The 15560-nt window shown below is 59.7% G+C and carries 10 protein-coding genes; 6 read left to right on the top strand and 4 right to left on the bottom strand.

The features are described 5' to 3' along the window. The first annotated feature begins 77 nt into the window (after positions 1-77). Together B0G73_RS15710 and B0G73_RS15705 are read left to right on the top strand one after the other, a co-directional pair. On the top strand, positions 78-1010 hold the full coding sequence (locus tag B0G73_RS15710; RefSeq protein ID WP_106282224.1) for a replication initiation protein: 933 nt from the start codon (positions 78-80) through the stop codon (positions 1008-1010). Between the two features lie 210 nt (positions 1011-1220). Beyond that, the gene (locus tag B0G73_RS15705) at positions 1221-4745 is read left to right on the top strand and encodes a DNA methyltransferase (RefSeq protein WP_106282222.1); all 3525 of its coding nucleotides are present in this window, start codon (positions 1221-1223) and stop codon (positions 4743-4745) included. Positions 4746-4763: 18 nt separating this feature from the next. Here B0G73_RS15705 and B0G73_RS15700 read toward each other — a convergent pair whose 3' ends face one another. The 4 genes from B0G73_RS15700 to B0G73_RS15680 all read right to left on the bottom strand — a co-directional run bounded on the left by B0G73_RS15700 (position 4764) and on the right by B0G73_RS15680 (position 10557). After that, positions 4764-5582, bottom strand: a complete 819-nt coding sequence (locus B0G73_RS15700; RefSeq protein WP_258193326.1) for a hypothetical protein — start codon at positions 5580-5582, stop codon at positions 4764-4766. Positions 5583-6594: 1012 nt separating this feature from the next. Then, positions 6595-8262 (bottom strand): recombinase family protein, encoded by a 1668-nt coding sequence (locus B0G73_RS15695; protein ID WP_106282220.1) that lies wholly within the window; start codon positions 8260-8262, stop codon positions 6595-6597. A gap of 347 nt (positions 8263-8609) precedes the next feature. Beyond that, positions 8610-9350: a DUF1828 domain-containing protein gene (locus B0G73_RS15690; RefSeq protein ID WP_106282218.1), complete on the bottom strand. Its 741-nt coding sequence runs from the start codon at positions 9348-9350 to the stop codon at positions 8610-8612. Positions 9351-10302: 952 nt separating this feature from the next. Further along, positions 10303-10557 (bottom strand): accessory factor UbiK family protein, encoded by a 255-nt coding sequence (locus B0G73_RS15680; RefSeq protein ID WP_012431591.1) that lies wholly within the window; start codon positions 10555-10557, stop codon positions 10303-10305. A 413-nt stretch (positions 10558-10970) separates the two neighbouring features. Between B0G73_RS15680 and B0G73_RS15675 the strand changes: the two genes are divergently transcribed. From B0G73_RS15675 to gshB, 4 genes are all read left to right on the top strand, one after another. Further along, complete coding sequence (locus B0G73_RS15675; protein WP_006048089.1) at positions 10971-11309, top strand: P-II family nitrogen regulator; 339 nt, start codon at positions 10971-10973, stop codon at positions 11307-11309. A 44-nt stretch (positions 11310-11353) separates the two neighbouring features. Further along, positions 11354-12862, top strand: coding sequence for an ammonium transporter (locus B0G73_RS15670; protein WP_106282216.1), 1509 nt, complete (start codon positions 11354-11356; stop codon positions 12860-12862). 237 nt (positions 12863-13099) lie between these two features. Continuing rightward, positions 13100-14389 (top strand): glutamate--cysteine ligase, encoded by a 1290-nt coding sequence (gshA, locus tag B0G73_RS15665; RefSeq protein ID WP_012431593.1) that lies wholly within the window; start codon positions 13100-13102, stop codon positions 14387-14389. Between the two features lie 102 nt (positions 14390-14491). Continuing rightward, complete coding sequence (gshB, locus tag B0G73_RS15660) at positions 14492-15448, top strand: glutathione synthase (RefSeq protein ID WP_106282214.1); 957 nt, start codon at positions 14492-14494, stop codon at positions 15446-15448. Positions 15449-15560 lie beyond the last annotated feature (112 nt).

Below are 15560 nucleotides of genomic sequence, written 5' to 3'. Positions count from 1 at the left end.
CGCGGAGGACAAATTTCGTAGCAGCGCAAAGGCAAACATAGTTAGTTGCTGGTGTGGCACACCCTCAATGGTGTGTCATGTCCTCGTCTTCCCTCCGAGACCTAATAGAAGAATATGCGCCGCACAAACCGTGGTGCGGCATCGAGAAAAACGCGGCAAAAGTCCGGCCATTGTCCGCAGCGCTGACTCTGCCGTACTTGCAAATGAGCAACCCGGCGCTCGCTTGCTGGCTCATCTTTGACATCGACCGTCCAGACGCAGCAAGCGCGTGGACCGACGCTGATTTGCCGCCACCGACCTATGTCGCAACGAATCCAGCAAACGGGCATGCGCACATCGGCTACGCACTTGCTGCACCTGTGTGTGTGACCGACGCAGCCAGAAAACATCCCCAGCGCTATCTGGCCGCGATTGAGCACGCTTACATGACACGCATGCGTGCCGACGCGGCCTTCAATGGCCCTCTTGCGAAAAACCCCCTGAATGAACGCTGGAAGCTGTGGGAGCCAGCAAACTGCCCGCAGTACGAACTAGGGCTGCTCGCCGATTATGTTGATTTGCCGTCGTCGCTGCCCCGCCGCCCGCAGCCGGAAGGTTTTAGCCGCAATTGCGACTTGTTCGAGGTGCTGTCGGCGTGGGCTGTCCGAGCCATCCGAGCTTACTGGGGGCCCGGTGGAGAGAATCGGTGGCGTGAAGCCTGCATCCAGCAGGCATTGTCGCTCAATACGTTCGGCGACCCCTTAGGGCTGAACGAAGTGGCGGGTATCGGCCGTAGTGTCAGTCGCTGGACATGGAAGAATACGACGCCCGCAGGTTTTCGAGCCGTTCAGGCAGAACGAGGTCGGCGTGGTGGCATTGCTTCGGGCCCAACGCGCCGTGCAGCGACGGAAGAACAGCGGTCCGCAGCCATTGTTCTCGCGTTGCAAGGACTGTCAAATCGCGCCATCGCCGTACAGCTTGGCGTGTCTCATCCGACAGTCGCAGCGTGGCTGCACGCGGGCGGCGAGTGAGGCACCGAGTGGTAAGTGAAGCCTTATCAGGTATCAGCGCCAATAGGTGCACATCTGCGAACCGTGGCGAAGGCGAACTGGTTAAGCCGCGTCGGCATTTGGCTTAGCCTCTATTCTGATATCCGGAGACCGATGACCGCTTCGCGATGAAACGCTATTATCGCAAGATTGCCCATTCCAAATGAAAGTCCAGCAATAACCGTGAGCGAGATGAAACAAATTACAAAAGCCGAGGCGTTCATTGAGCGCTGGCACGGAGTGACGGCAAGCGAGTTGGCAACCGCGCAGTCGTTCGTGATGGAGTTGTGTGAGCTACTTGAGGTCCCGAAGCCGCATCCGACCGCAGCGCAGGATTACATGTTTGAGCGTCCCGTGACCTTTATGCACGGAAATGGCTCCAGTAGCTCTGGGCGCATCGACTGCTATCGACGAGGTCACTTCGTACTCGAAGCTAAAAAGCTGAAGGCCGGTGCGCATACCAAGGGGTTTGACGACGGCCTCTTGCGGGCGCGTAGCCAAGGTGAAGCCTACGCCCGAGCGTTGCCAGTCGCCGACGGCCGACCGCCGTTCGTGCTGGTGGTCGACGTCGGTACGGTTATCGAGATGTACGCCGAGTTCAGCCGCACAGGCGGGACATACATTCCGTTCCCAGACCCCCGCAGCCATCGCATCGCACTCAGCGATTTGAAAGACCCGGCCAAGCTCGAGCGTCTGCGCTTGATTTGGACGAATCCGGACGCGCTTGACCCTGCGCGCATCAGCGCCAAGGTTACGCGCGAGGTATCGGAGCGATTGGCGACGCTGGCGCGTTCGCTGGAACAGGCTGGGCACGCATCGCACGACGTCGCAGCCTACCTCTCCCGTTGTTTGTTCAGCATGTTCGCCGAGGACGTCGGGCTGTTGCCCGAAGATTCCTTTCACGAAGTTCTGAAGCAGCATCGTGATGACCCGGCAACCCTCCAGCAAATGCTGCGCATCCTCTGGGCCGACATGGACAAGGGCGGCTTCTCGGCTGCCTTGGTCAAACAAGTGTTACGGTTCAACGGCAAGCTGTTCAAGGGAGCCAGCGCCGACACCTACAGTCTGCCCTTGACCAGCGAACAGATTGACCTGCTCATTCTCGCGGCGCGGGCCAACTGGCGTGAGGTGGAGCCCGCAATCTTCGGCACGCTTCTGGAGCGAGCACTGGACCCGACCGAGCGACATGCACTCGGGGCCCACTACACGCCGCGAGCGTATGTCGAAAGGCTAGTCGTGCCTACCGTGATTGGGCCGCTGCGCGCTGAATGGGCTGATGCGCAGGCTGCTGCTCTATTGCTAGCGCACGAGGCGGCGGAGTTGGAGGCGCACCCGCCCGAAGTGAAGACCAAAAAGGACTTCAGCGCGCTGAACAAGCACAACGCGACCGTGCGAGCCAAGTGGAACGACGCCCGGCAGCAGGTGAAAGATTTCCTGCACAGGTTGTGCACATTGCGCGTGCTGGACCCCGCTTGTGGTAGCGGCAACTTCCTTTACGTCACATTGGAGCACCTTAAGCGCCTGGAAGGCGAGGTCCTCATCCAGCTTGCTGCGCTTGGCGACACCCAAACCGCGCTCGACCTTGGCCGCGAGACCGTAACGCTACGGCAACTGCTGGGCATCGAACTGAACGAGCGTGCGGCGACTCTCGCCGAACTCGTGCTGTGGATTGGCTACTTGCAATGGCACATTCGCACAAACGGCAATAGCGCTGTCGCTGAACCTGTGGTGCACGATTACGGGAATATCGAACACCGTGACGCCGTCTTGGAGTACGACCGGCGCGAGCATGTTGTCGATGCCGCTGGGCAGGTGATGACACGCTGGAACGGCGTGACGATGAAGTCCCACCCCGTGACTGGGCAGGAAGTCCCGGACGAGTCAGCACAAGTCGTGCGGTGGCGTTACCTAAGCCCACGAAAAGCCTCGTGGCCTACCGCCGATTTCATTGTCGGCAACCCGCCTTTTATTGGCAACAAGCGTATGCGGACGATGCTCGGCGATGGCTATGTTGATGCGCTTCGCTCAGCCTGGCCAGAGGTGCCCGAAAGCGCTGATTTCGTCATGTTCTGGTGGCAGCAGGCAGCGGAAACCGTGCGCAAGGGCAACGCCGAGCGTTTTGGCCTTATCACGACCAACAGTCTGACCATGATTTTTAACCGCCGGGTTATCGAAGCTCACCAAATCGCCATGCCGCCGCTCAGTTTGGCCTTTGCCGTGCCCGACCATCCTTGGGTTGACGGCGCTAACGGTGCGGCGGTGCGCATTGCCATGTCAGTCGGTGTTTCTGGAACCGTTGAAGGTCAGCTTTCTACTGTTACAAGAGAGGTCGAGGCCGAGAACGACGAAGTCGCGGTACAGCTCGCATCCCGGCAAGGGGTCATTCGAGCGGACTTGACGGTTGGCGCCAATGTGGCCGGAGCAAAACGATTGATGGCAAATAGTCTGCTATCTAACCGGGGCGTAATTCCACACGGAGCTGGTTTCATCGTCACTCCGGTTGAGGCTGCGGCTTTGGGGTTGGGCTCGGTGCCGGGGCTCGAGCAACACATTCGTCCCTATCGCAACGGACGGGACCTGACCGGCTCTCCGAGAGGTGTATATGTCATCGATTTGTATGGACTGTCTGCCGACGAGGTACGCTCGCACTTTCCATCGGTCTACCAGCGTCTATTGGAAAGGGTGAAGCCGGAACGCGACCATAATCCCAGACCGAAGCGCCGTGATTTCTGGTGGCGATTTGCAGAGGACCAGCCTCGTATGCGGGCCTCGGTGGATAAGCTTCCGCGCTACATCGTGACAGGTCAGGTAGCGAAGCACCGGGTATTTCAGTTTGTGGATGCGAGCATCCTGCCCGACGACAAGCTCATTGTCATCGCCAGCGCAGATGCCTTGCATTTGGGCGTGCTGTCCAGCGCCGTGCACGTCCAATGGGCGCTTACCGCCGGAGGCCGACTTGGTGTAGGCAATGACCCTGTGTACAGCAAATCCATTTGCTTCGAAGCATTTCCGTTTCCAAGTATTGATACTGGGTTGTCCCCTGAACTAGCAGAGCATATTCGACATCTTGCTGTGCAGATTGACTCTCATCGCAAGGCGCAGCAAGCCGCAGATGCGAATGTCACGGTGACGGCGTCATATAACGTGCTCGAAAAGCTTCGCTTAAATGAGGCGTTAACCGCCAAAGAAAAGGTCATATACGAACGGGGTCTTGTCGGAGTTCTAAAAAGTCTGCATGACGAGCTGGATAGCGCTGTGCTGCAAGCGTACGGCTGGAGTGACCTGCACTTGCCCGCCAACACCGATATGCTTCTCGAACGTCTCGTGACGCTCAATAGCGCGCGCGTCGTAGAAGAAGCAGCTGGTACGGTTCGCTGGTTGCGACCAGAATTCCAGAGGAGCCAAGGTCAAGACGACCAGATAGCCATTGAAGTTGACACCGAGAAGGAGGTCGATGAAGAGATTGATGATGCTGTGCTCGTTAGCGCCAAAGCAGTTGTAACGCGCGCTTGGCCTGCCGGGGTGACCGAACAAATCAAGGCAGTCGCTGATGTACTGGCGCAATCGGGCGCAGGTCTCGACCGCGATGCCGTAGCAGCCCATTTCAGCGGTCGCGGTCGGTGGCGTGACCGCCTTCCGACGTTGCTAGAGACTTTGGCGGCGCTCGGGCGAGCTCGGGTAAGTCCTGACGGACGCTGGACAGATGCCGGTCATTGAATCTGACCGCTGACACGGCTAGGGCGATAAAGTCAGTCGCTCGCCGTGATTGAGTTTTTGAACATGATAAAGATACGGCAGGTCGTTATCGTATCCACGCCGTCGTGCTTCCTGAAATAGACTCCACGATTGTGCTCGAATGCCGTGAAATCCCGGTTGCCGCGCGATACGTATCAGCGTCTCAGACAGTGCTGCGTAACGTCGCTGACCAGCTTGAAGCGCAACGAGAGCATGCAAATTTGTCATTTCCTCCTTGGTGCGCCGCCAGGTCCAAACGGCCCGAGCACGCGCAGGATGGCGAACCAGTTCGTATCCCAACCACGTCAGGCGCGGTGAGTCGGATACCAGGCGCAGGGCCTCACCATCTAGGCCATTGCCGTCCGTCGCCAGCAGCAACCATTCGACGCTGTCGGTCATCTCCGGCCAGTACATCACGAAAACGGCATTTGCGATGCCTTTGCTCTTCCGCGTAAGCCGCTGGGAAGGGGTACAGCCGATACCGTATCGGGCGTGAAACTTCTGCGCCAGCGCTTTTGCTTTTGCGGCCGAAACGATGCCGCTGATGTAACGATGATATCCGCGCGGCACCATGTCGAGTACTCGTGACATTGCAGCTGTTTTGCTCTGGGCGATGGGAGTTGAGGCTGGCATGCGGGTTCGATGCGAAACGTGATGCTTCGTATAGCGCGAACCGCGCCGAATAAGTGTGATTGGGTTTGGCGGTGATGAGACGTAGTGATGTTCCGTGCGCAGCACGGCAAAACCGCTATACCCAAATAGGACATACGTGTTTGCAAGGGAAGCGTCCAGGTGAAAGCTTGGGTGAATCGCACGCACGGCGGCCTGCTCGATGAACCTTTGGCAGAGACAGAGGGTTCGGCGAGCAGACCGCCAGACTGCAAACACACACGCCCGAAAGGGCATGCCGGGGCGCCACCCCGGCAGGTTTCAGGTCGCCAACCTGGAACCGAGCAAACGCTGTAGCCGCATGCCTCTAATAGGGCTGGTGCGGCTGCGAAGGGCGCTGGAGGGTGTGACTCCCTCCTTCGACCCAATCCGGCCGACCACGACGTCGGCAGAGGTTGGGCGACGCGGAAACGGCGTCAGGCAGGCAATGGCCTGACGACCTGTTATCGGGTGAAAGCCGGTGCAAGACCGGCTCGGGGGACGTACCGCAAGGGCGTAACCCGTACCGCACACGACGGCTGATGAGCGTGCAGCGATGCACGAGGGCTGCAAGGGGAAACCTGGCGCAGCTGGCACCTCGGGAAACCGGGGGTCTTTGGATAGCTCAAGCGTGTAACGGCGCCTCTCGAAAGGCGCTGTGCGGAGCAACGTGGAGCCATAGGCATTAAGCCGTGGTTCGTAGTCGATGAAGCATGACCTGAGTACCTGAGCCGCTATGGAACATCGGGCTGGGGAAACCTGCGGGGAGCCGAAAGGCTAGGCGATTGTGGAGACAGTGGCGCTGCGTTGCGCAGTAGCTGGTAACTAACGTGGGAACCTCTCTCCGTACCGTGTCGGATGGCACCGCGCGGGTTGATGGCAGAGAGGGGGAGACTGACTGAGTAGGGATTGACTTATTGGGCGATACGACCGAAGCCCCAGAGGAGCCACGAGAGTGGCAACACGGCTGGCACCGTGTTCCGAAAGGTTGGAGCGTTTGCGGAAGTGCGTGGTTGGGCCTGGCGGCCTGTTGCAGTGAAGTGCCGTACATCCCGCTTGGCGGCGGGATGTACGACTTCCGACCTTGGCCGGTCGGATAGCGAGAAAGGGACAACGATAATAGGTACTTTTAACTTTCACGACCGGGCGTCAAGCTCGACGCCCGGTCTCTTCAAGCACAAAACTAAGCCGTCAGTCGCTCTGGCGGCCTCTCCGCCGCGGTTAAGTCAGGTAGAACGCCGTCCGGTCGAAGTATGTGGACGAACGTGTACGCAAGACCCTTAGCGAAAACCCGGATGAAACCTTCGTCTTGATGGACGACGATTTTATCCAGCGCACGTGCAAGTTCTTCCCTTAGCGCTGCATATTCGTTCGGGTTGTCATGAGCGTAAGCCATATCCGCAAGCTTCTTAAGTACAACCTCATCGTCGAATGACGCGTCCGCTAGTTCGGCGCGAGCGACTGACAGTTGACGCTCGTACTCGTGGAGTGTCGTGGTAGCCGTTTTCAGCTTCTCTACCAGTGTGACGAGTTCATCCGCCATTCCTATCGCTTCAGCGTACCTCTCCTGTGCCCTTTTGGTCGTCACGACTTGGCTCTCCAAAAGTTCGATACGAACTTTCAGCTCGTCAAGCGAAGCCGACCCGAACCGACTGGGAAAGTAGAAGCTGACGACATACAGGACGGACTCTTCCAATTCTTTCGCGCTGACGCCTGGACATTTCGAAGCGCCGCGAACACGCGCTGTACAGTAGTAGCGGGCATAGCCCGGCTGCGATTTCGATTGTTTGTTTTTGCGTACCAGCGAATGTCCGCACGAGCATTGCACGAGCCCCTGAAGCCAATTCCGCATGTTCACGTCCCGTCGGCCAGGAAATCTACCTCGGCGCTCAACTGTCGCTTGCGCTCGCAAGAACGTTGACTCATCGAGCACGGCGGGGTAATAGTTCTTGATGGGCTCTCCGAAAGTAACCCGTTTGGCTTCGTCTGTCGGGTGCAGCGAGCGAGGCTGATACTCGCCGAGCAACGCGCGGTTCTTCAGCAATCTCCCGACCGTGGAGGTATGCCATGTCGCACCCGCTGTCTTGCGTCGCTCGAAGTCGTCGGCGGATTCGCCTTGCTTGCGCACCGACATCTTGCCGGGAGCCGGCCAGCGTTCTTGGTTCGCCCTCTTGACAATCGCCACGATGCCAAATCCGTTGATGCGCATGTCGAACACTTTTCGAATGCTTTCTACGCGGTCTTGGAGTATCTCGAAGCCAGTTTTGCCCGCGTTTGCACGCAACCACCGCGGACATTCACTCGTGACGATGCGGGGAGCCGTGCCGTCCGCCGCGCGCAGCTTCTTTTGCTTCCAGACTGTCGAAAGGCGCAGCGCTTTCGCCTCGCTCTCGTTGTTTGCCCGGGCCATGTACATTACTGCGAGCATTAGATTGCTGGCGTCTTTGATTGACTCGCGGTCCCAGATTTTCCTGTCTACGAGCGTAACTACGTTTATGCCTGCTTCGACAATGTCCATCAGCAGTCGCAACGCTACGTTTGTATAGGCCCGGCTCAAACGGTCGAACTGCTCGACGATAAGGAAGCTGCCCTCAGCCACCTTGCCGTTCTTGACTGCGCCGATGAATGCCGCGAGCGCCCCTTTCTCGAAATTGCGGCGCTTAAAAGCGGATACACCCAAGTCTCGATAACTGACCGGTGCAAGCTGCAAGCCATGTTCGCGACAGTAATCTTCCGCGCTCTCGACTTGGCGGCGAAGGCTGTCTCCTAATTCCTGCTTGGCCGTACTGAAGCGGACGTAACTGTATGCCACCGGGACAGGTGGTTGCACGGTGCCGGGTGTGACGGACATTGGTCTGTTTACATAGTTGTAATATCGGGGCAATTGTAGCCCAACGTTTAACAAGGGTGTCACGCCACGAAACGGTTCCCGTCATCGCGGAGGTACGGACGCCCCTGAGCAGCGCCTCCTCCTTTGTGCGGATTCGCCGCCGTTTCTCGTAACTTCGTAGGCACCAACGCGAGTCATGCGTTCAAAATGGGTCGAGGACGTACCCCGCAGGATTGACGCCGGCGACTAGGCAAAGAATCCGATGACACGAGGTGACTGTGTCCTGCGATGTTTCGACTGCGGGCGAAAATATCGCATCGACATCCGCAGTCTCCACGCTCGCGTTATTGCCGCGGATGTGCGTGCTGTTAATGCTCGCTCGAAGGAATGCCCGCCACGCGTCGCAATTGCTGCATGCCCAGGACAGATACCATGCGCGACAGAATTGCGGTTTCTGCATGAGCGCGCTCGGTGTCCTCCCGGTCGTCCATGACGACTAGGATGCGACTCGCGTTTTCATCGTCCACAAGGTCCATCGCTTTGCGAAGAATGGAGCCAGTGCTGTTGGAGTTTGGCCTGATAGCATCAACGAGCTGGTGCCCATATTCGAAATCGAATGTGTGCAGGCGGCCCGACATACCTACGATTTGAGGGTGAGGTACAACGTTGCGGTCAGCGTGCCACGCTCGCAAGTAAAACTCGACCTCGGCGAGATACTGCTCCGCTTCGTCAGACATACCTCGTTGCTCGCGCTCGTAGTCGACCACTTTGAGAAGCGTTCCTACGTAGCGCCTGACCAAATCTGGCAATTCGGTCGACTGTGACCGCCCCGTGAGTTCGCCACTATCTTCGAGCTGTAAGCCATGCGCCTCAGCTAATTGTCGAAGGAAACGCCATTTCTTGCGGTCCGATATATCGAGCCCGACTGTCGACAGATGGAAGAGGGTGTCCGAGTTATCGCGAATCCGGACGGTGGAGTCAAAGTCGTCGAGGTAGAAGTGGATGACGTCGCCGTCCGCAAAGCAAAAAGGCGTGCTGACCGCCAGTGTTCCAGTAGGAAACCGGTGGCAGGCAAATCCCAGTGCTCCGAGAAGGTTGGCGCAATTCATGATTAAAACAAAGAACCCTCAGTTGGCGAACGATATTCCGCTCCAAAGCCAATATTAGCGTTTCGGAGGAAGAGGCGGAACCATTGCTCATGGTCAGCGCAACTTAAATGAGATGGCGGTTCGATTGGCTCGGCTCGGTCACCAAAGTGCTGATGTGGGCCAATGAGCAGCTTACCCGGTTCGCGATGGCTAATTCGGTCTGGACGAAAGACCTCAATTTGGTAGACGCGGCTCTTATTGGTTAGGCGGCGCATATAGAGGGTGAACGAGTACCTGCAATCCTCTGGGGTAACGCCCAAGCGGAACCCCATCTCACAGGACATGCCTGCGAGTGCTACACCCTCTTCGGAAAACACGGGGGCCCGCCACCACCGAAAGTTTGAATTATTCGGTTGATGGTCCCAACGGACGTCCTCAGCGACGAGCTTAGGCTGGTCGATGATTGCCGCAATTTGAGCGTCGGAAAGCGCGGGCGTCTGCGAATTGGCCACTTATCTTCATACACGAAGTGAAGTTGCGATGCTGACCTAAAAATTTGGCTTGCGCAACTCGGCTAGTGCATTCGGCCACCACCGAGGCAAAGAAAGCATATGTCCGCAGTAAATCCGGCAAATTAAGCGGCCCTGTCAGCTAGGGCGCCTTCCAGTGCTCGATGACTGGAGACCGTGACGCGGCATGCGCCAACGTCTGCGAGTACGAACCGGCCGGTTGGTTCACTAATCGCCCAACGATGGAAAAAGAGGGTAATCCGTTCGCGAGGTGGACCTCGACGGTTACTTCGGGCGCGCGGCCAGAGGCCGGCGCGCGACTGCGCACCACGGCAAGCGACATGTTTTCTCCCGTCGGACGGCGCGCCGAAGGCGCGCGCAAGTCCCCTAAAACGCTGATGACGTCACGGCTCGCTTGCCTGTGATGTGCAGCACTGCGCGGCGATCACGCCGCGAGCAAAGCGTTACGGCGTTTGCGTGACCGGCAGCTTCTGTTCGAGTTCGGCGACGCGGCGCTCCAATTCTTCAAGGCGAGCGCGCGTGCGCACCAGCACCTGGGTTTGCGTGTCGAATTCCTCGCGCGTCACCAGGTCGAGCTTCGAAAAGCCCTGCGACAGCATGGCCTTCACGTTCCGCTCGACATCCTTGGCCGGCGAGTTCTTGAAGAGCTCGCTCATGCGGGCCTGAAAGTCGTTAAAAACATCGTTCGGTTGTTTCATGGTGTTCCCCTTGGTGCACAAAAAATGTGCATGTTTCGTTACGCCTGTGCTTTGCAGCGGCAAATGGGCGGTGTTGGTGCATGCCCCATTGCGTGACGTTGCGGCATGAGCCCCTTTGGTGCGCGCCCTTGCGTTCCAGACCTGCGAACACTCTAGCAACGATCCATACGCTGCGCCAGCTTGCCCCGGTCAACGTTGGCCGTCCGGCCAGGGCGGCTTGCGCCCCTTTTGCGACGTCCACGGGGCGGAGTCTGACACAACATGGCATGCGAGTTGCTGTTACTGCCCCGCGCGCACTGCCGGCGCCTTTTTACCGGCAGCGGAACGAGACCACGCGAACGGTTTTAGGGATACGCAACGAGAGTTAGCAAACGGGTTACGCAAACGGGTTACGCAACTAAGCGAGGGATGTCATGAAACTCATTACCGCAATCATCAAGCCGTTCAAGCTCGATGAGGCGCGCGAAGCCTTGTCGGCCATCGGCGTCTCGGGCATCACGGTGACGGAAGTCAAAGGTTTCGGTCGCCAGAAAGGCCACACGGAACTGTATCGCGGCGCCGAATACGTCGTCGATTTCCTGCCGAAGGTGAAGATCGAGGCCGCTGTCTCGGACGACATCGTCGACCAGGCGATCGAGGCGCTCGAGCGTGCGGCTCGCACGGGCAAGATCGGCGACGGCAAGATTTTCGTCACGCCGATCGAACAGGTGATTCGGATCCGCACCGGGGAGACCGGCGCGGACGCTCTGTAATACCAAAAGATAGCGACACAGATAGCGACAAGAGGAAACGAAAGATGCGCAAATTAATGATGTCCTTGCTGATGGCCGGTTCGCTGCTCGCGGGCGGTATCGGCGCCGCCCTCGCGGACGACGCTTCCGCCCCCGCGGCCGCTTCGGCCGCTGCTCCCGATACGACGGCGAGCGCGCCGGCACCGGACGCTTCGGCCGCACCTGCTGCCGCCGCAGCTTCGGCACCGGCCGCTGACGCGTCCGCCGCACCGGCTGCCAGCGCGGCCGCCGCCGCACCCGCAGCATCGGACGCTGCGCCGGCTGCCCCGACCGCGCCGTTCTCGGTCGATTCGTCGAAGATCAATTCGGGCGACACCGCCTGGATGCTGACCTCCACCGCGCTCGTGCTGTTCATGACGATCCCGGGTCTGGCGCTGTTCTACGGCGGCATGGTCCGCAAGAAGAGCGTGCTCGCGATCCTGATGCAGAGCTTCGCGATCACCTGCCTCGTGTCGATTATCTGGGTCGTGGTGGGCTACAGCCTGGCCTTCACGCCGGGTGGATCGTTCATTGGCGGCTTCTCGCGCTTCTTCATGTCGGGCATGAACTACATCAAGGGCGACAAGGCCACGACGCTGACCGTCAGCCACCTCGCGCCGACGATCCCGGAAACGGTCTACGTCGTCTATCAGATGACGTTCGCGATCATTACCCCGGCGCTGATCACGGGTGCGTTTGCCGACCGTATGAAGTTCTCGGCGATGCTGGTGTTCATGACGCTGTGGTCGATCATCGTCTACTCGCCGATCGCGCACATGGTCTGGGAACCGACCGGCTGGCTGGCTAGCGCGGGCATCCTCGACTTCGCGGGCGGCACGGTGGTGCACATCAACGCTGGTATCGCGGCGCTGGTCTGCGCACTGGTGCTCGGCAAGCGTGTCGGCTACGGCAAGGAAGCGATGGCGCCGCACAACCTGACGCTCACGCTGATCGGTGGCGCCATGCTGTGGGTAGGCTGGTTCGGCTTCAATGCGGGTTCGGCGGTGGCAGCAGACGGCCGTGCCGGTTTCGCGATGTTCGCAACGCAAGTGGCGACCGCAGCAGCCGCACTCGCATGGATGTTCGCCGAATGGGCGACCAAGGGTAAGCCGTCGGTACTCGGTATCGTGTCGGGCGCCGTGGCGGGTCTGGTGGCGATTACGCCGGCTTCGGGCTTCGTCGGCATGGCGGGTTCGCTGGTGATCGGTATCGCAGCGGGCGTGATCTGCTTCTGGTCGGCAACGTGGCTCAAGCACAAGCTCGGTTACGACGACTCGCTCGACGCGTTCGGCGTGCACTGCATCGGCGGTATCGTGGGTGCGCTGCTGACCGGCGTGTTCGCGGTGAAGGACATCGGCGGCGCGGATGGCAGCGTGATCCTGCAAGCCAAGGGCGTGCTGACGACGCTGATCTACAGCGGCGTGGTGAGTTACATCCTGCTGAAGATCATCGACATGGTGATGGGCCTGCGCGTGACCGAAGAACAGGAACGCGAAGGTCTGGACGTGACGCTGCACGGCGAACACGTCGAATAAGCAACACACCGCGCGCCCGCGCTCCCGGGCTCGTGGGGATGACGGATAAGCGCAGCGATTTTGGCCCGCCTTCATGGCGGGCTTTTTTCTTGCGCGCTATCTTGTAAACGGTAGTTTTCCCCGCCTATGATGGCAATAGCGAGAATGCATTCGCGTCCGCTTGCGAATGGAGAAACCGTCCCCAAATGGACAAAGCATTTGCTCTACAATCTTTTTTCTCCAGTCTGCGAGTGATCAATGGTTCCGCACCTAGTTACGGCGTTAAACGGCCCGCTGCTCGATCTTGAGCGGAAGATCCTCGACGCTACTCCCGCCATCGAACGTTGGTTCCGGCTCGAATGGCAGGAGCACACGCCGCCGTTCTACTGTTCCGTCGATCTGCGCAACGCGGGCTTCAAGCTCGCGCCGGTCGACACCAATCTGTTTCCTGGCGCATTCAACAATCTGCCGCAGGAAGTGTTGCCGCTCGCCGTCCAGGCCGCGATGGCGTCGATCGAGAAGATCTGTCCGGACGCAAAGAATCTGCTGGTGATTCCGGAGCGCCACACGCGCAACGCGTTCTATCTCGAGAATGTCGCCCGTCTGGCCGCGATCATGCGCCAGGCCGGCCTGAACGTGCGTTTCGGCACGCTCGACGAAACCATCAATGGGCCCGTCACGATCGCGCTCTCCGACGGCCAGAAACTCGTGCTCGAACCGCTCGAGCGTTCGCAGCGGCGCCTCGGCCTGAAGAATTTCGACCCGTGCTCGATTCTGCTGAATAACGACCTGTCGGGCGGCATCCCGCCCGTGCTCGAAAATCTGCACGAGCAGTATTTACTGCCGCCGCTGCATGCCGGCTGGGCCGTGCGCCGCAAATCCACGCATTTTTCCTGTTACGACGACGTCGCGAAGAAATTCGCGAAGATGGTCGAGATCGACCCGTGGATGATCAACCCGTACTTCGCGCACGTTGAAGGCGTCGACTTCCAGGAACGCACCGGCGAGGAAGCGCTGACGGACGCGATCGACGGCGTGCTGAAGAAGATCGCCAAGAAGTATCGTGAGTACGGCATCTCCGAAAAACCGTATGTCGTCATCAAGTCGGACGCGGGCACGTACGGTATGGGCGTGATGACCGTGCACGACGCGTCGGAAGTCGCCGCGCTCACCAAGCGCGAACGCGCCAAGATGGCCGCGACCAAAGACGGCCTGGAAGTGCATGACGTGATCGTGCAGGAAGGCGTGTATACGTTCGAGCGCATCGGCGAAGAAGTGGCCGAGCCGGTGGTGTACATGATCGACCGCTACGTGGTGGGCGGCTTCTACCGCGTGCATGGCAGCCGCGAGCGCGATCAGAACCTGAACGCGCCCGGCATGCACTTCGTGCCGCTCGGCTTCGAGCATACGGCGCTGCCCGACGCGCACGCCAAACCGGGCGCGGCGCCGCCCAACCGCTTCTATATGTACGGCGTGGTGGCGCGGCTCGGGCTGCTGGCCGCATCGGTGGAACTGGAAAAGACCGATCCGGAAGCGATCCAGGTCTAAGCCACCTCGGGTGGCCGATGGCGGCATGCGTGCCGCCATCGCCATTTTCAACGACTATATTTACGATCAATGCCAAGCCCGTCAGGGCGCACCGGGACCTTCATGGACATTCTTTTCATCGCCGATCCGCTCACGCAATTCAAGATCTACAAAGACTCGACCTACGCGATGATGGCCGAAGCCGCGCGCCGCGGTCACGTGGTGTACACGTGCGAGCCGAAGCATCTGGCGTGGACGGGCGGCGACGTCGAGGCGAACGTGCAGCGCTTTGCGATTGTCGGCGACGTCACCGATCTGCATCGCGAGGTCTGGTACGACGCCGAAGCAGCCGCGCCGCGCTCGCTCAAGAGCTTCAGCGCGGTGGTAATGCGCAAAGACCCGCCGTTCGACATGGAATACGTCACGTCGACGTGGCTGCTCGAAATGGCCGAACGCGGCGGCGCGCGCATCTTCAACAAACCGCAGGCGATTCGCGATCATTCGGAAAAGCTCGCGATCGGCGAGTTCGCGCAGTTCGTCACGCCCACGCTGGTCACGCGCGACGCGACCCGCTTGCGCGCGTTCCACGAAGAACATGGCGACGTGATCCTGAAGCCGCTCGACGGCATGGGCGGCATGGGCGTGTTCCGCGTGAAGGCCGACGGCATGAACCTCGGATCGATCATCGAAATGCTGAGCCACGACGGCGCGCGTTCGGTGATGGCGCAGAAATTCATCCCCGAGATCAAAGAGGGCGACAAGCGTATTTTGCTGATCGGCGGTGAAGCGGTCCCGTATTCGCTCGCGCGTATTCCTCAGGGTAATGAAGTGCGCGGCAATCTCGCGGCCGGCGGGCTGGGCGTGGCACGCCCGCTGACCGACCACGACCGCAAGATCGCCGATACGCTGGCGCCCGTGCTTGCCGCGCGCGGTTTGCTGCTGGTCGGGCTGGATGCGATCGGCGACTGGCTGACCGAAGTGAACGTGACGAGCCCGACGTGTTTCCGCGAGATCATGGATCAAACCGGCTTCGACGTGGCCGCCATGTTCATCGACGCATTGGAGCGCGCGGCGGGGTGATGGCGCGGCCTGCTGGCGGCACTTGAATGCCCGCCATGCCCCCCAAACTGTGTAGTAAGTCCGCCTCACGCAGCACGCCGGAATTGGCGCGAAAATGAGCCTGATACAATGC

This window comes from Paraburkholderia sp. BL25I1N1 (assembly GCF_003002025.1).
Taxonomy (GTDB): Bacteria; Pseudomonadota; Gammaproteobacteria; order Burkholderiales; family Burkholderiaceae; genus Paraburkholderia.
The sequence above is the reverse complement of the archived record's forward strand: the minus strand, read 5'-3'. Positions and strand labels throughout refer to the sequence as shown.